The organism is Stenotrophomonas sp. JAI102, from assembly GCF_013409105.1.
Taxonomy (GTDB): domain Bacteria; phylum Pseudomonadota; class Gammaproteobacteria; order Xanthomonadales; family Xanthomonadaceae; genus Stenotrophomonas; species Stenotrophomonas maltophilia_AA.
This window is the reverse complement of the sequence record NZ_JACCCI010000006.1, coordinates 12,366-32,331: the sequence shown is the minus strand read 5'-3', so window position 1 is coordinate 32,331 and position 19,966 is coordinate 12,366. Positions and strand designations below refer to the sequence as shown.

At 65.9% G+C, this 19,966-nt stretch carries 19 protein-coding genes; 9 read left to right on the top strand and 10 right to left on the bottom strand.

Annotated elements, in window-relative coordinates:
• Positions 1-13: 13 nt before the first annotated feature.
• A complete protein-coding gene (locus HDC96_RS17980) occupies positions 14-1,525 on the top strand; it encodes a glucosyltransferase domain-containing protein (RefSeq protein ID WP_179461138.1) in 1,512 nt (503 codons plus the stop codon).
• A 54-nt stretch (positions 1,526-1,579) separates the two neighbouring features.
• Here the strand turns inward: HDC96_RS17980 and HDC96_RS17975 are convergent, their stop codons facing one another.
• Entirely contained in the window at positions 1,580-2,518 is a 939-nt protein-coding gene (locus HDC96_RS17975) for an electron transfer flavoprotein subunit alpha/FixB family protein (protein WP_176990682.1), read from the bottom strand.
• A complete protein-coding gene (locus HDC96_RS17970; protein ID WP_179461137.1) occupies positions 2,518-3,264 on the bottom strand; it encodes an electron transfer flavoprotein subunit beta/FixA family protein in 747 nt (248 codons plus the stop codon). Before HDC96_RS17970 ends, HDC96_RS17975 begins: the two co-directional genes overlap by 1 nt.
• Before the next feature lie 262 nt (positions 3,265-3,526).
• On the opposite strand from HDC96_RS17970, the gene rfbB reads away from it, so the two are divergent.
• Genes rfbB through rfbD form a run of 4 tightly spaced genes read left to right on the top strand, consistent with a single transcriptional unit; the run spans position 3,527 to position 6,942 of the window.
• Positions 3,527-4,582 carry a dTDP-glucose 4,6-dehydratase gene (gene rfbB / locus HDC96_RS17965; protein ID WP_179461136.1) on the top strand — a complete coding sequence of 352 codons (1,056 nt, stop codon included), beginning with the start codon at positions 3,527-3,529 and terminating at the stop codon, positions 4,580-4,582.
• A 31-nt stretch (positions 4,583-4,613) separates the two neighbouring features.
• Positions 4,614-5,501 carry a glucose-1-phosphate thymidylyltransferase RfbA gene (gene rfbA, locus HDC96_RS17960; protein ID WP_179461135.1) on the top strand — a complete coding sequence of 296 codons (888 nt, stop codon included), beginning with the start codon at positions 4,614-4,616 and terminating at the stop codon, positions 5,499-5,501.
• Positions 5,498-6,055 (top strand): dTDP-4-dehydrorhamnose 3,5-epimerase, encoded by a 558-nt coding sequence (gene rfbC, locus HDC96_RS17955; RefSeq protein WP_179461134.1) that lies wholly within the window; start codon positions 5,498-5,500, stop codon positions 6,053-6,055. Before rfbA ends, rfbC begins: the two co-directional genes overlap by 4 nt.
• Positions 6,052-6,942, top strand: coding sequence for a dTDP-4-dehydrorhamnose reductase (rfbD, locus tag HDC96_RS17950; RefSeq protein ID WP_179461133.1), 891 nt, complete (start codon positions 6,052-6,054; stop codon positions 6,940-6,942). The genes rfbC and rfbD overlap by 4 nt, the downstream gene beginning before the upstream one ends.
• A 132-nt stretch (positions 6,943-7,074) precedes the next feature.
• Here the strand turns inward: rfbD and HDC96_RS17945 are convergent, their stop codons facing one another.
• The gene (locus HDC96_RS17945; RefSeq protein WP_179461132.1) at positions 7,075-8,478 is read right to left on the bottom strand and encodes a mannose-1-phosphate guanylyltransferase/mannose-6-phosphate isomerase; all 1,404 of its coding nucleotides are present in this window, start codon (positions 8,476-8,478) and stop codon (positions 7,075-7,077) included.
• A gap of 16 nt (positions 8,479-8,494) precedes the next feature.
• A complete protein-coding gene (locus HDC96_RS17940; RefSeq protein ID WP_176991040.1) occupies positions 8,495-9,844 on the bottom strand; it encodes a phosphomannomutase in 1,350 nt (449 codons plus the stop codon).
• A 159-nt stretch (positions 9,845-10,003) separates the two neighbouring features.
• Between HDC96_RS17940 and HDC96_RS17935 the strand changes: the two genes are divergently transcribed.
• Positions 10,004-10,738 carry a CoA transferase subunit A gene (locus HDC96_RS17935; protein WP_070426573.1) on the top strand — a complete coding sequence of 245 codons (735 nt, stop codon included), beginning with the start codon at positions 10,004-10,006 and terminating at the stop codon, positions 10,736-10,738.
• 1 nt (position 10,739) lies between these two features.
• Positions 10,740-11,369, top strand: coding sequence for a CoA transferase subunit B (locus tag HDC96_RS17930; RefSeq protein WP_179461131.1), 630 nt, complete (start codon positions 10,740-10,742; stop codon positions 11,367-11,369).
• On the opposite strand, the gene HDC96_RS17925 is transcribed toward HDC96_RS17930, so the two are convergent.
• Both HDC96_RS17925 and HDC96_RS18415 read right to left on the bottom strand, forming a co-directional pair.
• A complete protein-coding gene (locus HDC96_RS17925; RefSeq protein ID WP_179461130.1) occupies positions 11,359-14,187 on the bottom strand; it encodes a rhamnan synthesis F family protein in 2,829 nt (942 codons plus the stop codon). The two genes, HDC96_RS17930 and HDC96_RS17925, sit on opposite strands and share 11 nt — an antisense overlap.
• Positions 14,184-14,306 (bottom strand): hypothetical protein, encoded by a 123-nt coding sequence (locus HDC96_RS18415; RefSeq protein ID WP_257018799.1) that lies wholly within the window; start codon positions 14,304-14,306, stop codon positions 14,184-14,186. The genes HDC96_RS17925 and HDC96_RS18415 overlap by 4 nt, the downstream gene beginning before the upstream one ends.
• A gap of 130 nt (positions 14,307-14,436) precedes the next feature.
• Here HDC96_RS18415 and HDC96_RS17920 point away from each other — a divergent pair, with 130 nt between their 5' ends.
• Positions 14,437-15,027 carry an alpha-ketoglutarate-dependent dioxygenase AlkB gene (locus HDC96_RS17920; protein ID WP_179461129.1) on the top strand — a complete coding sequence of 197 codons (591 nt, stop codon included), beginning with the start codon at positions 14,437-14,439 and terminating at the stop codon, positions 15,025-15,027.
• Here HDC96_RS17920 and HDC96_RS17915 read toward each other — a convergent pair.
• Genes HDC96_RS17915 through HDC96_RS17900 form a run of 4 tightly spaced genes read right to left on the bottom strand, consistent with a single transcriptional unit; the run spans position 15,005 to position 18,534 of the window.
• Positions 15,005-15,664 carry an ABC-type transport auxiliary lipoprotein family protein gene (locus HDC96_RS17915; protein ID WP_179461128.1) on the bottom strand — a complete coding sequence of 220 codons (660 nt, stop codon included), beginning with the start codon at positions 15,662-15,664 and terminating at the stop codon, positions 15,005-15,007. The genes HDC96_RS17920 and HDC96_RS17915 overlap by 23 nt on opposite strands.
• Positions 15,661-16,587 carry an MlaD family protein gene (locus HDC96_RS17910; protein ID WP_179461127.1) on the bottom strand — a complete coding sequence of 309 codons (927 nt, stop codon included), beginning with the start codon at positions 16,585-16,587 and terminating at the stop codon, positions 15,661-15,663. The genes HDC96_RS17915 and HDC96_RS17910 overlap by 4 nt, the downstream gene beginning before the upstream one ends.
• 3 nt (positions 16,588-16,590) lie before the next feature.
• Positions 16,591-17,418 carry an ABC transporter ATP-binding protein gene (locus HDC96_RS17905; protein ID WP_176991045.1) on the bottom strand — a complete coding sequence of 276 codons (828 nt, stop codon included), beginning with the start codon at positions 17,416-17,418 and terminating at the stop codon, positions 16,591-16,593.
• Between the two features lie 3 nt (positions 17,419-17,421).
• Positions 17,422-18,534, bottom strand: a complete 1,113-nt coding sequence (locus HDC96_RS17900; protein ID WP_179461126.1) for an ABC transporter permease — start codon at positions 18,532-18,534, stop codon at positions 17,422-17,424.
• A gap of 159 nt (positions 18,535-18,693) precedes the next feature.
• Here HDC96_RS17900 and HDC96_RS17895 point away from each other — a divergent pair, with 159 nt between their 5' ends.
• On the top strand, positions 18,694-19,953 hold the full coding sequence (locus tag HDC96_RS17895; RefSeq protein ID WP_179461125.1) for a threonine/serine exporter family protein: 1,260 nt from the start codon (positions 18,694-18,696) through the stop codon (positions 19,951-19,953).
• The last annotated feature ends 13 nt before the right edge of the window (positions 19,954-19,966 follow it).

The following is a 19,966-nucleotide window of genomic DNA, read 5'->3' as shown; positions in this document are numbered from 1 at the left end:
ATCCAGGATACATATGAATACTTTCCAGTCCTTGACGACGGTCAGGACCGCCGATCCGGCCACGCGTTTGGCCCAGGTCTGCATCGCGGTTACCGTCATTACACTGCTTGCCCGTCTCCCCTTCGTCGTCCAGCACGGTCTTTCGATCGATTCGTATTTCTATGTGCGTGGATTCCCCACCATGTCACAGCTGTTCGGCCAAGGCCGTTTTGGCCAGTACATGGTCTTCATGGCCGGTGAGTCCCTGGGCTTCAATGCGCTTACGTTTGGCACTCTGCTGCAAGGCGTTGGCCTGCTGTGCTTCGCGGCGAGCGTCCCACTGGTCTTCACTGCGTTTGACCGTGAAGTCCAGGTGTCGCGTGCCGGTCTGGTGTTGACCAGCCTGCTCATCACGCTGCACCCATATTCGGCTGAGATCCTTTCTTTCTCTGAGGCGTCGTTCACTGCACAGCTCGCAACCGCGATGGGCATTGGCGCCACTTTCATGGTGGCGCGTCAACCACGCCGGTGGTGGGTGGGAGCCGTCCTGCTCGTCCTCGCCCTCTCTATGTACCAGCTGCTGCTGAACTACATCGCGCTGATGCTGCTGTTCGGTGCGATCCAATTGATGGTAAAGAGCCGGGAGGCGCGCGTTTTCGAGTGGCGTCGCTATCGTGAGCTGTTCAGCCCGCTGTTGATGACGCTGGTCGGCCTTGCTGCTTACATGGTGGCCTACAAACTGGTCATCGCCGGATTTGGATTGAGCGAAACCAACCGCAGTCAGTTGTTGCCGTTGAGCATGATCGGTTCCCGTTTCGAAGAGCTGGTGAAGCTCTCTGATTTCCTTTGGAAGCGCCCTTACATCGTTGAAGATGCCCCAGTGGCGTCAGTTCTGATGTGGGTGGCTGCCGCGCTGGGCTGGGCAAGCTTTGTGGTATGTGTGATCATCCGGCGTCCACGGCAGTCGCTGGTGTGCCTGCTGCTGGCTGCGCTGATTCCTTTGGCAGGCATCGGCGTGATCGCGGCCGGCAGTGCATGGTGGCCCGTGCCGCGTGTGCTGGGGGGCATCGTGGTTATCTGGGGGATGGGAGTCTATTGGCTGTTCTACCTGTTCCGGCAGCGCTGGCAGGAGTGGGCAATTGCGATTCCGGTGGGCCTCTCGATACTGGGCGCCACCGCGATTGGCCACCGCATCCACAGTGACCAGATGCTGCTCAACGGCTACGACAAGGTGCTCGCAGCAGAGATCTACCACTCGCTCAACCAGCATCCGGAATTCAACGACCGCAGCCGTATCGCGATCGTCAACCGCAACATGCGTTGGGCGCACCCTGCGACGCTGCCGACCGCCTACATGGATCTCAACATGACCGCCTTCGCGTTGACCGGCGCGCAGCAGGGCGTTCTGCGGATGACCACGGGCCACGAGCTGAACACGGTCGAGCCGACGCCGGAGCACATCGCGGTTTGCGATACCATTCCCACGTGGCCGGCGACGGGATTCACGGCGGTCCTGCCATCGGGTGATGCGGTGGTCTGTCTCTGACACGCAAAAAAAAAGCCAGGCGGTCGTAACCGCCTGGCTCGTGCGCATCTTGACTTACAGCGCCGCTTCCAGCTCGGGCAGCAGGGTGAACAGATCCCCCACCAGCCCGATATCGGCGATCTCGAAGATCGGGGAGTCCGGATCCTTGTTGATCGCGACGATGGTGCCGGCGTCCTTGATGCCGGTCAGGTGCTGGATCGCGCCGCTGATGCCCACGGCCACGTACAGCTCCGGCGAGATGATCTTGCCGGTCTGGCCGACCTGCAGGTCACTCGGCACATAGCCGGCGTCCACGGCGGCGCGCGAGGCACCGACCGCGGCACCGAGCTTGTCGGCGAGCTGGAAGATCACCTTGAAGTTCTCTTCCGAGCCCACGCCACGGCCGCCGGAAACGACACGCTTGGCGCTCTGCAGGTCCGGGCGGTCGGTCGCACCGGCCGCCAGGCCGATGAAGCGGGTGTGGGTCGGCAGGGCCGCATCGACGCTGGCCGCTTCCACGCTGGCGCTGCCGCCCTTGGCCGCTTCCGGCCAGGACGCCGCACGCACGGTGGCGACCACGATCTGGTCGGCCGGCACCTCGACGGTGATGATGGCGTTGCCCGCGTAGATCGGGCGCTTGAAGCTGTGGCTGCCTTCCACGGTCATCAGGTCGGAGACCTGGTTGACCCCCAGCAGCGCGGCCACGCACGGCATCAGGTCCTTGCCGAAGGTGGTCGAGGGGCCGAAGACGTGGGTGTAGCCGGTGGCCAGCTGCGCGATCTGCGGGGCCAGCACCTGGGCCAGCGCCTGCGCGTTGGCGGCGTTGGTCACGGTCAGCACCTTGGCCACGCCGGCCAGCTGCGCGGCCTCGGCAGCCACGGCGGCCGGATCGGCGGCCAGCACCAGCACGTCGATGCTGGCGCCGCTGATCGCGGCGGCCGCGCTGACGGTCTTGGCGGTGGCGGCGTTGAGCTTGCCGTCGTGGTGTTCAGCGACAACGAGGATCTTGGTCATTACAGCAACCCCTTCTGCTTGAGTGCGGCGACCAGTTCGGCCGCGTCCTTGACCATCACGCCCTTGCTGCGCTTGACCGGCGCGGCGTACTGGGTGGTCTTGAAGGTATCCGCGGCGTCCACGCCGAGGTCGGCCAGCTGCAGGGTCTCCAGCGGCTTGGCCTTGGCCTTCATGATGTCCGGCAGCTTGATGAAGCGCGGCTCGTTCAGGCGCAGGTCGGTGGTGACCACGGCCGGCAGATCCACTTCCAGCGTTTCCAGGCCGGCATCGACTTCACGGGTGACCGTGGCCTTGCCGTCGGCAATGTCCAGTTTGCTGGCGAAGGTCGCCTGCGGGCGGCCCCACAGCGTGGCCAGCATCTGGCCGGTCTGGTTGGCGTCGTCGTCGATGGCCTGCTTGCCGAGGATGACCAGGTCCGGCTGTTCCTTCTCGATCAGCTTGAGCAGGGTGCGCGCGGCGGTCAGCGGCTGGATGGCCTGGTCGGTCACCACATGGATCGCGCGGTGGGCGCCCATGGCCAGGCCGTTGCGCAGGTGCGCCTGGGCATCGGCCGGTGCGATCGTGGCGACCACGACCTCGGTGGCGATGCCCTTGTCACGCAGGCGCAGCGCTTCTTCGAGGGCGATTTCATCGAACGGGTTGGGAGACAGCTTGACGCCGTCGGTGACCACGCCGGAACCGTCCGGCTTGACCTGAATGCGGACGTTGTAGTCCACCACGCGCTTGTACGCGACGAGGATTTTCATCTGGTGCGGGATCCTTCAATAACGGGGGGAACGTCCGGTTCTGTACACAGCAACCGGTTCGGGGGTGGGACCGCGATTCTAACTGGCACAGGGGCACCATGCGAATGCGTATGGTTGTGCTGCAGTGCCGCATGAAACTGAGGTAAAACCCCCGCCGTTCACGCTGGGCGGGCAGTCGTGAAGACGGCCGCCATGTATCCTGTTGCGCTGAGTCGGGGCGCCACCAGGCCCCCTGCACGCACATCGAACAGGAGAACGGGTAGTGCCCACATGGCTTGTCACCGGCGGAGCCGGATTCATTGGCGGTAACTTTGTCCTCGAAGCGGTCGCCAAAGGCGTGCGCGTCATCAATCTCGATGCGCTGACCTACGCGGGCAACCTCACGACGCTGACCTCACTGGACGGCAATCCGAACCACGTGTTCGTCGAAGGCGACATCGGCGACCCGGCGCTCGTCGCCCGCCTGCTGGCCGAACACCAGCCGGATGCCGTGCTGAACTTCGCCGCGGAAAGCCACGTGGACCGCTCCATCGACGGCCCCGGCGCGTTCATCCAGACCAACGTGGTCGGCACCCTGGCGCTGCTCGAGGCCGTGCGCGATTACTGGAAGGCACTGCCGGCCGACAAGGGCCAGGCGTTCCGCTTCCTGCACGTCTCCACCGATGAGGTCTATGGCACCCTCGGCGAGACCGGCAAGTTCAGCGAGACCACCCCGTATGCGCCCAACTCGCCGTACTCGGCGTCCAAGGCCGCTTCGGACCATCTGGTGCGCGCGTTCCACCACACCTACGGGTTGCCGGTGCTGACCACCAACTGCTCCAACAACTACGGCCCGTATCACTTCCCCGAGAAGCTGATCCCGCTGGTGATCGCCAAGGCCCTGGCCGGCGATCCGCTGCCGGTCTATGGCGACGGCAAGCAGGTGCGCGACTGGCTGTTCGTGAGCGACCACTGCGAAGCGATCCGCACCGTGCTCGCCAAGGGCCAGGTCGGCGAGACGTACAACGTGGGCGGCAATTCGGAGAAGCAGAACATCGAGGTGGTGCAGGCGATCTGCGCCCTGCTCGATGCGCGTCGCCCGCGTGAGGATGGCCAGCCGCGCGCCAGCCAGATCACCTACGTGACCGATCGCCCGGGCCATGACCGTCGCTACGCGATCGATGCCTCCAAGCTCAAGGACCAGCTCGGCTGGGAGCCGAAGTACACCTTCGAACAGGGCATCGGCTTCACCGTGGACTGGTACCTGGACAACCAGGACTGGGTCAACGGCGTGCTCGACGGCAGCTACCGCCTGCAGCGCATCGGCACCACCGCCTGAGCGCGGTGATCACCAGACAGAGGACAACCGCATGACTCAACGCAAGGGCATCATCCTCGCAGGTGGCTCGGGTACCCGCCTGTATCCGATCACCAAGGGCGTCAGCAAGCAGCTGCTGCCGGTGTACGACAAGCCGATGATCTATTACCCGCTCAGCGTATTGATGCTGGCCGGCATCCGCGACGTGCTGATCATCAACACGCCGCACGAGCAGGCGCTGTTCCAGAGCCTGCTGGGCGACGGCTCGCAGTGGGGCATGAACATCGAGTACGCGGTGCAGCCGAGTCCGGACGGGCTGGCGCAGGCCTACCTGATCGGCAAGGATTTCATCGGCGGCAAGCCGAGCTGCCTGGTGCTGGGCGACAACATCTTCCACGGCCACGGCCTGCGCGAAGTGCTGCGCAACGCCGACCAGCGCGACACCGGCGCGACCGTCTTCGGCTACTGGGTCAATGATCCGGAGCGCTACGGCGTGGCCGAGTTCGACAAGGCCGGCAAGGTCATCGACCTGGTCGAGAAGCCCGAGAAGCCGCGTTCGAACTATGCCGTCACCGGCCTGTACTTCTACGATGGCAACGCCAGCGATTACGCCACGGAGCTGAAGCCGTCGCCGCGCGGCGAGCTGGAGATCACCGATCTCAACCAGCGTTACCTGCGCGAGGGCAACCTGCATCTGGAAGCGCTGGGCCGTGGCTATGCGTGGCTGGACACGGGCACGCACCAGTCGCTGCTGGAAGCCTCCAACTTCATCGAGACCATCCAGACCCGCCAAGGCCTGCAGGTCTGCTGCCCGGAAGAAATCGCTTTCGGCCAGGGCTGGATCACCGCCGAACAGCTGGAAGCGCTGGCGGCGCCGTTGATCAAGAACGGCTACGGCCAGTACCTGCATTCGCTGGCATTGCGGGGCGTGGTGCCGTGAAGCTGATCGAGACCGCGCTCTCCGGCTGCAAGGTGATCGAGCCGGCCGTCTTTGGCGACGATCGCGGTTTCTTCTTCGAAACCTGGAATGCGGATCGTTTTGCCGAGCATGGCCTGCCGGGCGCATTCGTGCAGAGCAATGTGTCCGCCTCGGCCAAGGGCGTGCTGCGGGGCCTGCATTACCAGTGGCCGCGCCCCCAGGGAAAGCTGGTGACGGTGCTGGAAGGCGAGGTATACGACGTGGCCGTCGATATCCGTCGAGGCTCGCCGACCTTCGGCCAGTGGGCTGCGGTGGTGCTGAGTGCGGAGAACAAGAAGCAGTTCTGGATTCCGGAAGGCTTCGCGCATGGTTTCGCCGTGCTTTCCGAACGTGCACTGTTCAGCTATCTGTGCACGGATGTCTACGTCAAGGAAGCCGATGCTGGCATCCGCTGGAACGATGCCGACATCGCCGTCGACTGGCCGATCAGCGCACCAACGCTCTCGGGCAAGGATGAAGCCGCGCCGTTCCTGAAGGACATCGCCGAGGACCGCCTGCCGGTCTACCAGCCGTGACGATCCTGCTGCTGGGTGCCAATGGCCAGCTCGGTCAGGAACTGCGAGGTGCGCTGGCCCCGCTGGGCGGGATCGTGGCGACCACACGCATCGGTGCACTGCCCGATGGCAACGTGTGCGAAGTGGCCGACTTCGATCAGCCTGCTTCGCTGGCGGCACTGCTGGACCGTGTGCAGCCTACCGTGGTGGTCAACGCGGCCGCGTATACCGCGGTCGACCGCGCCGAGGACGACCGCGATGCCGCCTTCCGTGCCAATGCCGAGGCGCCGGGTCTGCTGGCACGCTGGTGCGCGCAGGCCGGCGTCCCGCTGGTGCATTACTCCACCGACTACGTCTTCGACGGTCAGGGCACGCGCCCCTATCGCGAGGATGACGCGACGGCGCCGCTGGGCGTGTATGGCACCAGCAAGCTGGCCGGTGAGGACGCCATCCGTGCGGCCGGTGGGCGGCACCTGATCTTCCGTACGGCGTGGGTGTATGCCTCGCACAGCGCCAATTTCCTGCGCACCATGCTGCGGGTGGGCGCTGATCGTGATGTGCTGCGCGTGGTCGCCGACCAGGTCGGAACGCCGACGCCGGCACGGTTGATTGCGGATGTGACCGCGCAGGCGCTGCAGCATGACGGTGGGTTGTCGGGTACCTGGCATCTGACCGCCAAGGGTGAAACCAGCTGGCACGGCTTCGCCGAAGCGATCTTTGCCGAGGCGGTAGCAGCAGGCGTACTGCCCCGTGCGCCGAGCGTCGAGGCGATCACCAGTGCCGAGTACCCGACGCCGGCCAAGCGCCCCGCCTATTCGCACCTGGATGTGGCGAAGCTGGAAAAGGATTTCGGCCTCACCCTGCCGCGCTGGCAGGACGGCCTGAAGCAGGTCATCGCGGAATGCTGACCGAGGCGTAGAGCCACGCCATGCGTGGCTGACGCGGTGCAGGATCACAGGCAGGTTATCCACGCATGGCGTGGATCTACCGGCAATGAAAAAACCCGGCCTTGGCCGGGTTTTTTTCGATTATCCGCATGCTCAGGTACGACCGTACGTGTCCTCGAACCGCACGATATCGTCCTCGCCCAGATAGCTGCCGGACTGCACTTCGATCAGCTCCAGCGGCAGCTTGCCCGGGTTCTTCAACCGATGGGTCACACCCAGTGGGATGTAGGTGCTCTGATTTTCGGTGAGCAGCAGCACTTCCTCGCCGCGGGTCACTTCGGCGGTGCCGCTGACCACGATCCAGTGCTCTGCGCGGTGGTGGTGCATCTGCAGGCTCAGCGTCGCGCCCGGCTTGACCGTGATGCGCTTGACCTGGAAGCGGGCGCCGTTGTCGATCGAGTCGTAGGCGCCCCAAGGGCGGTACACCTTGCGGTGCCAGGTCGCTTCGGGACGGCCATCGGCCTTGATCCGGGCGACCACCTGCTTGATCTCCTGCATCCGGTCACTCTTGCCGACCATGACTGCGTCGTCGGTCTCGACCACGATCACGTCATCCAGCCCGACCAGCGCAATCAGGCGCTCGCCGTAGGCGAAGGTGTTGCGGCAATCAATCGCGATCACATCGCCGTGGTGCGCATTGCCATCGCCATCCTGTTCGGACACGTCACGCAGCGCCGTCCACGAGCCCACGTCGTTCCAGCCGGCATCCAGCGGCACGACCACGGCGTCGGCGGTCTTTTCCATCACTGCGTAGTCGATGGAATCCGACGGCACAGCGGCGAAGGCCTCCTTGTCCAGGCGGGTGAAATCGTTGTCGCGGCGCGCCTGCTGCCAGGCGGTGCGGCTGCCGGCCAGCATGGCGGGATTGAACTTCTCCAGCTCGGCCAGGAAACGGGACGCCTTGAACAGGAACATGCCGCTGTTCCAGAAGTACTCCCCCGACTGCACGTAGGCACTCGCGGTTTCAGCATCCGGCTTCTCGACAAACCGATCCACGGCGCGGACATCACCGTTGGAGGCTGCCTTGATGTAGCCGTAGCCGGTTTCCGGGCCCGTCGGCACGATGCCGAACGTCACCAGCTTGCCGGACTCGGCAGCCGGAACCGCGCGAAGTACCGCAGCGCGGAAGGCATCTTCATCGGCGATCACATGGTCCGAGGGCAGCACCAGCAGCAGCGCGTCATCGCCATCGCGGGTCGCTTCGAGTGCGGCCACCGCGATCGCCGGTGCGGTGTTGCGGCCGACCGGCTCCAACAGGATCGCCTGCGGCTCCACGCCGAGCTGCTGCAGCTGCTCGGCGGCCACGAAGCGGTGCTCCTCGTTGGCGACGATCAGCGGCGCGCGGCCGGCGATCGCTGCCACACGCTGCCAGGTCGCCTGCAGCATGGTCTGTTCGCCGGCCAGGGCCAGGAACTGCTTGGGGTAGGACTCGCGCGACAGCGGCCACAGGCGGGTGCCGGAGCCACCGGAAAGGATGACGGGAAGAAGGTTCTGCATGGTGGGGGTACTCGCCTCAGGCGTCCTTGAGCAATTGCGAAATTTCATCGGTGCGCGCGCGCAGCAGTGCTGCATCGCCGCGGGTTTCAACATTCAGGCGCAGCAGCGGCTCGGTGTTGGAGCTGCGCAGGTTGAAGCGCCAGTCGCCGAAATCGGCACTGATGCCGTCGGTGTGGTCCAGCGCGGGTGCCTGCGCGGCGTAGTGCTCCATCACGCGTGCGACGGAACGCTTGGCATCGGCCACCTTGAAGTTGATCTCGCCGCTGCACGGGAACTTCTGCATGCGGGCTTCGACCAGATCGGCCAGCGAGCGGCCGGACTCGGACACCAGCGCGGCGATCAGCAGCCACGGGATCATGCCGGAATCGGCGTAGGCGAACTCGCGGAAATAATGGTGCGCACTCATTTCGCCGCCGTAGACGGCATTTTCCGAGCGCATCTTTTCCTTGATGAAGGCGTGACCGCTCTTGCACAGCACCGGCAGGCCACCGGCGTCCTCGACCATTTCCACGGTGTTCCAGGTCAGGCGCGGGTCGTGCACGATCTTGCCGCCGGGTTGGCGCGCCAGGATCGCCTGGGCGAGCAGGCCGACCAGGTAATAGCCCTCGATGAAGCGGCCGTTGTGGTCGAAGAAGAAGCAGCGGTCGAAGTCGCCATCCCAGGCGATGCCGAAGTCCGCGCCATGCTCGCGCACGGCCTGCGCGGTGAGCTCGCGGTTCTCCGGCAGCAGCGGATTGGGGATGCCGTTCGGGAAGCTGCCATCGGGCTCATGGCAGATGCGGATGAATTCCAGTGGCAGGTGCGGGGCGAGCAGATCCACGATCGTGCCGGCGCCGCCGTTGCCGGCATTGACCACCAGCTTCAGCGGCTTGAGCGCCTTCGGTTCGATGTAGCTCAGCAGATGCGCGATGTAGGCGCTCTTGTCCGGATGCGACTGCAGGCCGGCGGTCGGCGCGGCGGCGGGCGCCTGGTCGGCTTCGACCGCATCGGAGATCGCGAACAGGCCGGTATCGGAGCTGATCGGACGCGCCTGCTCCTTGACCAGCTTCATGCCGTTGTAATCCATCGGATTATGGCTGGCGGTGACCATCACGCCACCGGCGGCCTTCAGGTGATCGACCTGGAAATAGACTTCCTCAGTCCCGCACAGGCCGATATCGAGCACTTCACGGCCGGCGCCGCGCAGGCCGGCGGCCAGAGCGTCCTGGAGGGCCCCGCTGGTCAGGCGGACATCGTGGCCCACGACCACGGTGCCGGGCGACAGCTGCGCGGCCAGTGCCACGCCGATACGGCGGGCCAGATCTTCGTTCAGTTCATCCGGAACCCGGCCGCGGATGTCGTACGCCTTGAATGCGGGGAGCGTCATCTATTCAGTCCTTCTGACAGTCAGCGCAGTAGTCTAGCCGCTGCCGTGTATGGGAATCGTTTTCAGCCGGCTGGGCGGGCGGGCAGCGGACGCCAAAGCCGGGGAAAGGCCCGTGCAATGGCTACAATGCCTGCTTCCATCAACGAGGTGAGGGCGTAGATGAGCAAGTCCCCAGACAACGCCGGGCGACGTGGCAAGCAGTACGCCAGTGCGGCCGAGGCGCTGCAAGGTGCCATCGCCGATGGCCAGACCCTGGCGGTTGGCGGGTTCGGCCTGTGCGGTATTCCCGAGGCGCTGATCGCCGCGCTGCGCGATACCGGTGCCAAGGATCTGACCGTAATCTCCAACAATGCCGGCGTGGATGGCTTCGGCCTCGGCCAACTGCTGGCGACCCGGCAGATCCGGAAAATGATCTCGTCCTACGTGGGCGAGAACAAGGAATTCGAACGCCAGTACCTGGCCGGCGAGCTGGAGCTGGAATTCAACCCGCAAGGCACCCTGGCCGAGCGCCTGCGTGCCGGTGGTGCGGGCATCCCGGCCTTCTTCACCGCGACGGGCTACGGCACGGTGGTGGCTGAAGGCAAGGAAACCCGCGAATTCGATGGCAAGCACTACGTGATGGAGACCGCGCTGCGCGCCGACGTCGCGCTGGTCAAGGCGTGGAAGGCCGACGAGGCCGGCAACCTGGTGTTCCGCAAGACCGCGCGCAACTTCAACCCGGCCTGTGCGATGGCCGGCAAGCTGTGCATCGTGGAAGTGGAAGAGGTGGTGCCGGTGGGCAGCATCGATCCGGACCAGGTGCACCTGCCGGGCATCTACGTGCACCGCATCGTGCACAACCCGCATCCCGAGAAGCGTATCGAACAGCGTACCGTGCGCCAGGAGGCGAACTGAGATGGCCTGGACCCGCGATGAAATGGCACAGCGCGCCGCGCGCGAACTGACCGACGGCGCCTACGTGAACCTGGGCATCGGCCTGCCGACGCTGGTCGCCAACCACATTCCCGACGGCGTGGATGTGTGGCTGCAGTCCGAGAACGGCCTGCTCGGCATCGGACCGTTCCCGACCGAGGCCGAAGTGGATGCCGACCTGATCAATGCCGGCAAGCAGACGGTGACCGCACGCGCGGGCGCCAGCTACTTCGGCAGCCACGACAGCTTCGCGATGATCCGCGGCGGCCACATCAACCTGGCCATCCTCGGCGCGATGCAGGTGACCGACAAGGGCGACCTCGCGAACTGGATGGTGCCGGGCAAGATGGTCAAGGGCATGGGGGGGGCGATGGACCTGGTCGCCGGCGTGCAGCGCGTGGTGGTGCTGATGGAGCACACCGCCAAGAGTGGTGAGCACAAGATCCTGCCCGAGTGCACGCTGCCGCTGACCGGCGTGGGCGTGGTCGATCGCATCATCACCGACCTGGCGGTGTTCGATGTCACCGACAAGGGACTGGTGCTGGTCGAGGCGGCCCCGGGGGTGGGCATTGATGAGCTGAAGGAAAAAACCGGCGTGGCGTTCAGCGGCTGACCGATCCGGCGACACCGGCCGCGACTCTGCCGCGGCCGGTGAAGCTGTCGTCCGTGGCGAGCGTCTCCAGCCAGGGACCCGCCGACCAATGGCCATCGGCCAGGCACTGAAGTGGCAGCAGCACACCCTCGGGGTCGAAGCTCAGGTGCTGCACATCCTCACCCACTGCCGCGCAGGCGTCGGCGATGAAGGTCAATGCGCCCTGATGGACCCGGGCGAGGGATGCCTGGCCCGTGGCGGACAGCTCGGGCGGCGCGAACATCGGCTCGCGTCCACTGCCGGTGTCGCGGAAGCCGCAGAACTGACCGGACGGTGCTGCCAGCAGTGCTTCAAGCAGAAGGTCATGGGCCAGAATCGGCGAGGCCTCCTCCGGTGCCGTGCGACCATCGTGATACCGGGCCGCCGCCCAGCCATGTCCTTCCACCTTCCGGGCAGCGGCACGCAATGCCAAGTACGCTCCGCCCAAGGGGCGGTCAATGATGCTCGACAGATAGGTCTGGATGGTGCCGGCATAGCCGATATCCGCGACCAGAGCAGCATCGTCTCCAACGGTCTCGCGCCAGTACGCCAGGTAGGCGTCGCGTTCGTGCGCTGCGATGCTCAGCAAGGAGGGTAGCGCCGGCGCCAGCGTCACGATGGCCTGATCCAGCATTTCAGGTAGATAGATGTCGCGATCTGCCAGGGTGCCCACCTGCTCGCGGACGGCCACAGCGGCTTCTTCACCCAGGCGCGAGGCAACGAGGTTTACCAGAGGACCGGTGTAAGTGCCATGCAGCAGCCGCTCGAGATCGGCTGCTTTGCGCAGGCTGGCCATGCCTGCGGCGCGTCGGGATACCAGAAGGTATGACGACGTCAGCGATCGCAGAGCCGGCGCGCTGCCGGCCAAGACGTCCCATGCTTGCTGCAGCAGGAATCCCTCGCGGCTGAGGAAGAGCACCGTTCCGATCTCGCGCTCTTTCGCGAGGTTTGCCAGCCACACCAGATAATCCAGAACGACGGGTCCCAGGACCGTATAGCCCGCACTGTAGGCATCCAGCGTGGGTCGCGGCGAGAGATGGGCCGGACTCCGATCGCCCACCGCGGCGAAATGGTTGGCGAGCAGACCCCGCCACAACTGCTCGGGCCATGGTGCGTTGAGCCCGGCGGCGTGTCGGAGCGGGCGCAGTGCCGGCACCATGTCCAGCAACGCCGAAGGGCGCACGATATGGACGGGGGAAATCAGGCCGGACAACTGTGGAATCTGCACATCGGCGTGCTCGTTGTCGCCTATGTGCAGCCAGCGTTTCATCGGGATGCCTTCACGCTGTGAGATCGTCGCCCATGTGGCGGGATCGTCCTTGCGCATCGCTGTCTCGCACGATACCCACCACTCCGAGGTGAGCGCCAACACGGCGGGCGGCAGCACCTGGCGGAGCACTGCGGCTGGCAGGTACATGTCCGATAGCGCGACAACGCGTTTGCCTTGCAATGCCTTTACGGCTTCCAACACCCCTTCGCGCGGACGCAGTAGACGCTGCTCGGTGGTGATTTCCAAGTCCAAGAGCGCCTGCGGTTCCACGGTGGAGTCCAACGCAGGGAAGTGCGTGTAGATCTCATCAAGGGTGGGATCGCGTCCGTTCGACATGCGCGCGCGTTCTTCCGCGAGCTGCCGCGCCGCCGAGAAATCATCCACGCCGAACTGAGCCAAGGCCTGGAAAGAGAGATAGTCGCGCGCGGCGTGTGGTGACAGGAACGGACGGGTCACCAACGTATCGAATACATCGGTAGTAACCAGATCTGCATCCAACGCGGAGAGCTGGATGCGGGTGGCAACCGGTGTGGCGAACGCCTCGGTCCAGTTGCGCTGCCCCTCGCTGATCAGGTGCGGTGTGTCGCCCGGGGCCAGTACCCCGACAAGCAGATCCTGGTGGCGCGTGATGGTGGCCAGAAGGCGCTCCACTGCGTGCTGCAGGGTGCCATCCACTTGGCCGGTTTCAACGGGGAAATCGCTGGTAGTCAGATTCAGCGCGAAGAGGGGGCGCAGTGCATCGACGCGTGCCCAGAACATGGAGCCTGCCGGATAATCGATGTAGGCCGTGCGATCTATCTCCATGCCCAGCCGTGCCGCCAATGCTGCGCAGACATCGGCGTTGCTCAGCCATGTGTGTGCCCAGGGGGGGAGGCTTTCATAGGTTTCCGGGTAGACCATGCCAAGACGGGGCTCGGCGGCGAACATGCCCAGAATCCATGCGACCCGTGTTTCGCTTCCAAGCAACGATCGCAGCAGGTAGTGCCGCCACTGCTCCTGCTCGCTGCCCGTGTACAGCGACTTCTTGGTGTGGATATGGCCGACGATATCCAAGGCCATGATCTCGGCGCGGAACGTGACCAGCAGCGGCGCGATATCGCGGCCACGATTGGGCACGACGCGGACGTGCAATGCAGAAAGATGCGGAACCTTTGCAAAGCGTTCTTCGGCCTGGACCTTGGCCGTGTCGTCCATCACTGACACGAGCAACTCGAACGGCACCGGGATGTGCGCCAGCAGCTCTGCGAATTCTTCTATGAGATCCGGGTAGTACACATGGGCCATGAGCCCGACGCGCTGCTGGAGCCGGGCAAGGGGCACGGGCGCGGGAAACAGGTGTTCCACCGGCTGCGCCACCTGGATGCGTGATGCGCTGGCCTGCTTGAGCCGATTGACGAGCCCACGAACACCCATTGCAGAGGCGACCTTGAAAGCGCGCCGCAGTACCGACCACAGCCCGGACAGCCCACCGCCATGCCGGGAGACCGCCTGGTTGGCTGCGCGGATCGCGCGGGTTACAGACGAGCTCATAGCGCCACTTCCTGGCGGCGCGCAGCGAACGGCACCGGTGCGCTGAAGTGGCGCGCGCTGGGTACAGCCTCGCTGGCAGCCGTCGCGGTGTGTGAAGCGCTGAGGCGAAGTGGGGCCATGGGGTGCTCTTTCAACGATGCCGGTCCGGCAGACGGTCATTTTCGATCTTTGGTGGACAGGGGGCAAATCCACTGCGACCTGCTCTGGTCGGGATACGCTCACCGGCAAAGGAATGCTAGCGTTCACCCCATGGATCTCCACCTCCCCGACGCCCAGGTGCACTGGCACCGCCACTGGCTCTCCCGCGACGCCGCCGACAGCCTCCGGCGCACCCTCCGCGACGATGTCCCGTGGGAGGTGCACAGGATCCGCATGTTCGGCCGCCAGGTCGACTCCCCGCGCCTGAGCTGCTGGATGGGCGACCCGGCCGCGCGCTACCGCTATTCCGGCACTGAGTTCGTGCCGCAGCCCTGGCATTCGGCGCTGCTGCCTGTGCGCGATCAGTTGACGGCTTTCTGCGGCCACACGTTCAACAGCGTGCTGCTGAACCGCTACCGCGATGGCGATGACGGCATGGGCTGGCACAGCGACAACGAACCTGAGCTGGGACCGGCGCCGGTGATCGCGTCAGTGAGCCTGGGCGCGCCGCGGCGGTTCCTGCTGCGGCGTCGGGATGACCATGCGAAGAAGGCCGAGGTACTGCTCGACCACGGGGATCTGCTGGTGATGGGCGGGCAGACCCAGCGCCATTACCAGCATTCCCTGCCGAAGAGCGCGCGACCGCTGGCCGAGCGCCTGAATCTCACGTTCCGCTGGATTACCGCACCCGGGCAGGGGTGACCGCGCTGCGGGCGTGATCCTGCTCGCCGGTCACCAGCGTCCAGCCCACCACGTTCGTGGTCAGCGTCTGCAGGCCCTGTTCCAGCGCGGCGGTCACCTGGGCGACGTCGGTGCTGCCGACCGGGTTTTCCTGGCGGAACGTACGATCAGCGACGACGCGCTGGTCGAGCACGTGGATCAGCTTGGCGTTGACTTCGATCAGCGCGGTCGGCGTGGCCTGGCCACGGTAATCGGCTTCGAAGCGGCGCACGTCCATGGCCAGCTTGTAGTCGGCGCGGATGCCGGTGGTGACCCGGGCCACGCCGTTGATGCGGCCGGAATCCTCGAAGCCGCGCACCAGCGCGTCGTCGAGCATGTCGGTGGCCGGCTGGGCCCAGCTCACGCCCTTGTAGACCTCCAGTTCGGAGGGGGTCGGGCGCACGTTGATGCGCGGGCTGTCGACCACGCGCGCGGCGCTGGGCTTGACCAGCACCAGCTGCCAATCGACGGTCGGCCAGCCCGGATCAGCCTGGATGCGGACCACGGGCGAATAGATCGTCACCGCGCTGCGTTCATTGCTGCCCAGCAGCGAGCAGCCGCCAAGCGCGGCGATCAGGGCGATCGGCAGCAGGGGCCGGAAGAAGGTCGGGCGGCTCATTTGGGTTCGAACTCCTTGGGTGCGTCGCGGCCGAGCAGGTAACGTGCCGGGTTGTTGTCCAGGCGGTCGCTGACCCGGCGCAGGTCGCGGATCAGGCCGCGCAGTTCGGTCAGGGTCGGGCCGAGCTGGGCCAGGCCATCATTGGCGAAGCTGTTGATCGCGGCGCGGTTCTCGCCAAGGATCGAGTCGGCATTGCCGGCGGCCGAATCCAGCTTGCTCAGCGTGGTCTCCAGCTTGTCCAGGATCGGCGGCAGCTGCTGCACGAGGTTCTTGTCCAGGCGCTGGATGGTGCCGTTGGTGCTCTTGAGGGTGACGTCCAGGCTGCGCGCGGCATCGCGCGCGCTGAGCAGCAGCGCCTGGGTGCCCTGGTCACGGTCGGCCAGGCCGCCGCTGATCGTTTCCAGGTTGGCCAGGGTCGCGTTGATGCTGGCCACGTTGCGGTCGCTCAGCACCTGGTCCATGCGCTCGACGATGCGGTTGGCCACGTCGGTGATGTTCTGCAGCGCCGAGGGCGTGGTCGGGATGATCGGGGCCGGGTCCTTGTTGACCGCGGTCAGCGCGGCGGACTGCGGCGTGCCGCCACTGAGCTGGATGATCGACGGGCCGGTCAGGCTGGTGATCGCCAGCTTGGCGCGGGTGTCGGTCTTGACCGGCGTATTGGAGTTCAGCCGGATCCGCGCGACCACCTGGCGCGGATCATCCGGGACCAGGTTCAACTCGGTGATCGAGCCGACCGCGATACCGTTGTACTGCACCGGGCTGCCGACCGACAGGCCGGTGACCGCCTCGCGGAACACCACGCGGTATTCCGTCCAGGTGCGGTCGGAGGAGTACTTGGCGGCCCACAGCCCGAAGGCCAGCAGCGCCAGGCCCACTATCAGGGCGAAGGCGCCGATCAGGACGTAATTGGCTTTGGTTTCCATGGCTTACTCGCTCTCGTGCTTTGCATCGCGCGCAGCACGCGCGCGCGGTCCGTGGAAGTACTCCTGGATCCACGGGTGGTCCAGTTGTTCGATCTCGTGCAGCGGGGCGTTGGCGATGACCTTCTTGTCGGCCAGCACCGCCACCCGGTCACAGATCGCATACAGGGTGTCCAGATCGTGTGTGATCAGGAAGACAGTGAGGCCCAGCGCTTCCTGCAGGGTTTTGATCAGGCGGTCGAATGCGGCCGCGCCGATCGGGTCCAGCCCGGCCGTGGGCTCATCCAGGAACAGCAGCGGCGGGTCCAGCGCCAGCGCCCGGGCCAGGCCGGCGCGCTTGCGCATGCCGCCGGACAGCTGCGAGGGCAGCTTGTTGATCGCATCGGCGGGCAGGCCGGCCAGCTTCACCTTGAGCAGGGCCAGCTCGTAATGCCAGCGCTCGGGCAGCTCGCCGTGATGTTCCTTCAGCGGCACCTGCACGTTCTCGCCCACGGTCAGCGAGGAGAACAGCGCGCCATCCTGGAACAGCACGCCGGTGTTGCGTTCGATATGCAGCCGGTTGGCCGGATCGCTGGAGCGGGCGTCGACGCCGAGCACCTCGATCTGGCCATCGTCCGGCGTGCGCAGGCCGAGGATGCTGCGCATCAGCACCGACTTGCCGGTGCCCGAGCCGCCGACCACGCCGAGGATCTCGCCGCGGCGCACGTCCAGGTCCAGACCGTCGTGCACGACCTGCGTGCCGAAACGGTTGGTCAGCCCGCGCACGCGGATCAGCAGCTCGCCGTCGTCGGTGGCGGCGTCGCGGTCAGGGGCCGGGGCGGTATCGGTGTTCATCGGTTACCAGCCCATCTTCATGAACCACAGCGCGGCGAACGCGTCGAGGATGATCACCAGCGAAATGGCCTGCACCACGCTGGAGGTGGTGCGCTCGCCGACCGACTGCGCGGTGCCTTCGACCTTGAGGCCTTCCAGGCAGCCGATCAGGCCGATCACCAGCGCGAACACCGGCGCCTTGGACAGACCGACCAGCATGTTGCGCACTTCCATGGTGTCGTGCATCCGCGCGATGTACATCTGCGGCGGGATATCCAGATCGAATGCGCCCACGGTGATGCCACCGGCCAGGCCGGCGACCATCGCGATGAAGGTCAGCAGCGGCAGGGTGATCAGCAGGGCGATCAGGCGTGGCAACACCAGCAGGTCGACCGGGTCCAGGCCGAGCGTCTTCATTGCGTCGATTTCTTCGCGGGCCTTCATCGCACCGATCTGCGCCGTGAACGCACTGGCAGTACGGCCGGCCAGCACGATCGCGGTCAGCAGCACCGCGAACTCGCGCAGGAAGGCGATGCTGACCAGCTCGACCACGTAGATCTCCGCGCCGAAGTCGCGCAGGATCGTCGAGCCGAGGAACGCGATCACCGCGCCCACCAGATACGACAGCAGCGCCACCAGCGGCACCGCATCCAGGCCGACCTGTTCCATCTGGGCGACCGTGGCGGTGAGACGGAATCGGCGCGGTTCCTTGACCAGGCGCGCGCCCTTGACCAGGTTCTCGCCGAGGAAACTGGCCAGCGCCACGATGTTGTGTCCCATGCCGTGCACGCTGACACCGAGCCGCTCCAATGCGGCGAGTACGCCGAAGTCGCGCTTGGCCTTGGGCCGATCGTCGGCGACTTCCTCGATGGTCGAGACCAGCGCGCGATGCTCCTCGCGGAACGTCACGGCGTCTTCGCCCAGGTCGGCGCGGTGCGCGACCCGCAGCAGCTGCAGTACGCCGGCCGAGTCGAGCAGGGTGATCCCGCTGGCATCCAGGCCGGTCACTTTTTCCGGAAGGCCGCGCAGCACTTCGGCCGCGTCCAGCGCGGTGCGTAAGGTCCAATGGCCGGACAACCGGATCAGGCCGGGGTCCTGGGCATCCTGCTCGAGATGGGGGGCTTGGTCTGAGGTCATGTAGGCGTCCTGCGCGCAGCATAACCTGTCCGGGTGCATGGCTCGCGTATGCGCCGACCGGGCTGAACGCGTCGGTCGGCAAGGCCGGGGACTGCACACCGCGGCACGATGACACCGGGATTCTTCAGGCCGGGGCGTGTTCGGGTAATACTACGGCGCATGTCTGCCGACGCCCCCACCATCGTTGCACCACCGGCCACCTACGCACAGCGCGTGGCCTTCGTTTCGGAAATGGCCGGGCGCCTGCACAGCTATGGCACCACCGCGCAGCGGCTGGAAGCAGCCGTGGTCGCGCTGGCGCAGCGCCTGGACCTGGATTGCGAGCCGTGGTCGAACCCGACCGGGCTGATCCTGAGTTTCAGCGACCCGACCAAGGCGATCGGTTCCTCCGACATCACCCGCGTGATCCGGCTGGCACCGGGCGAGAACGACCTGCATAAACTCAGCATCGCCGACCAGATCACCGATGCGGTGGCCAACGGCACCATGAGCATCGCGCAGGGGCATACCGCACTGCGCCAGCTGGACAAGGACCCGGGCCGCTGGGGCAAGATTCGCACCATTCTCTCCTACAGCCTGGGCGCAGCGGGCGTGGCCGGCCTGTGGAAACTGCCGTGGCTGGATATCGCCACCGCCGGCGTGATCGGCCTGCTGATCGGCGTCATGGGCATGTACACCGACCGCCGCCCGGCCACGCGCGAAGCCAATGAGGCCTTGGCGGCGCTGCTGGCCGGCTCGGTGGCGACGCTGGTGGCCTCCTTCATCGGGGCGCTCAATCTCAATACGGTGATCATCGCCTCGCTGGTGGTACTGCTGCCCGGGATGTCGCTGACCAATGCGGTCAACGAGCTGGCCAGCCAGCATTGGGTCTCGGGCACGGCGCGGTTTGCCGGTGCGGTGACCACGATCCTGAAACTGACGGTCGGCGCGGTGATCGCGGTGACACTGGCGGACATCGTTGGGCTGGAACCGCTGGTGCGTGCCTCGCGGCCGCAGGCCGACTGGGTCGAATGGGGCGCGCTGCTGCTGGCCGCGTTCGCCTTCGCGATGTTGTTCAAGGCCAACCGTCGTGATTTCCCATGGGTGATGGCCGCGGCGGTCGCCGGCTATGCGATCTCCAAATTCGCGGGCCAGGCCTGGGGCATCCCGGCCGGCATTTTCATGTCGGCGATGCTGCTGACCGCCGCCGGCAATCTGTTCGGTCGCCTGGCCCAGCGCCCGGGCGCGATCATCCGCCTGCCCGGCATCATCATGCTGGTGCCCGGCAGCACCAGCCTGCGCGGGGTGCTGACCCTGGTCCAGCAGCAGGACATGAGCGCCGGCCAGACCGTGCTGATGACGGTGCTCAACGTGGTGATGGCGCTGGTGGCCGGCCTGCTGTTCGGCAATCTGCTGGTTCCGGCGCGCAAGAATCTCTGACCGTCCCGGTCGG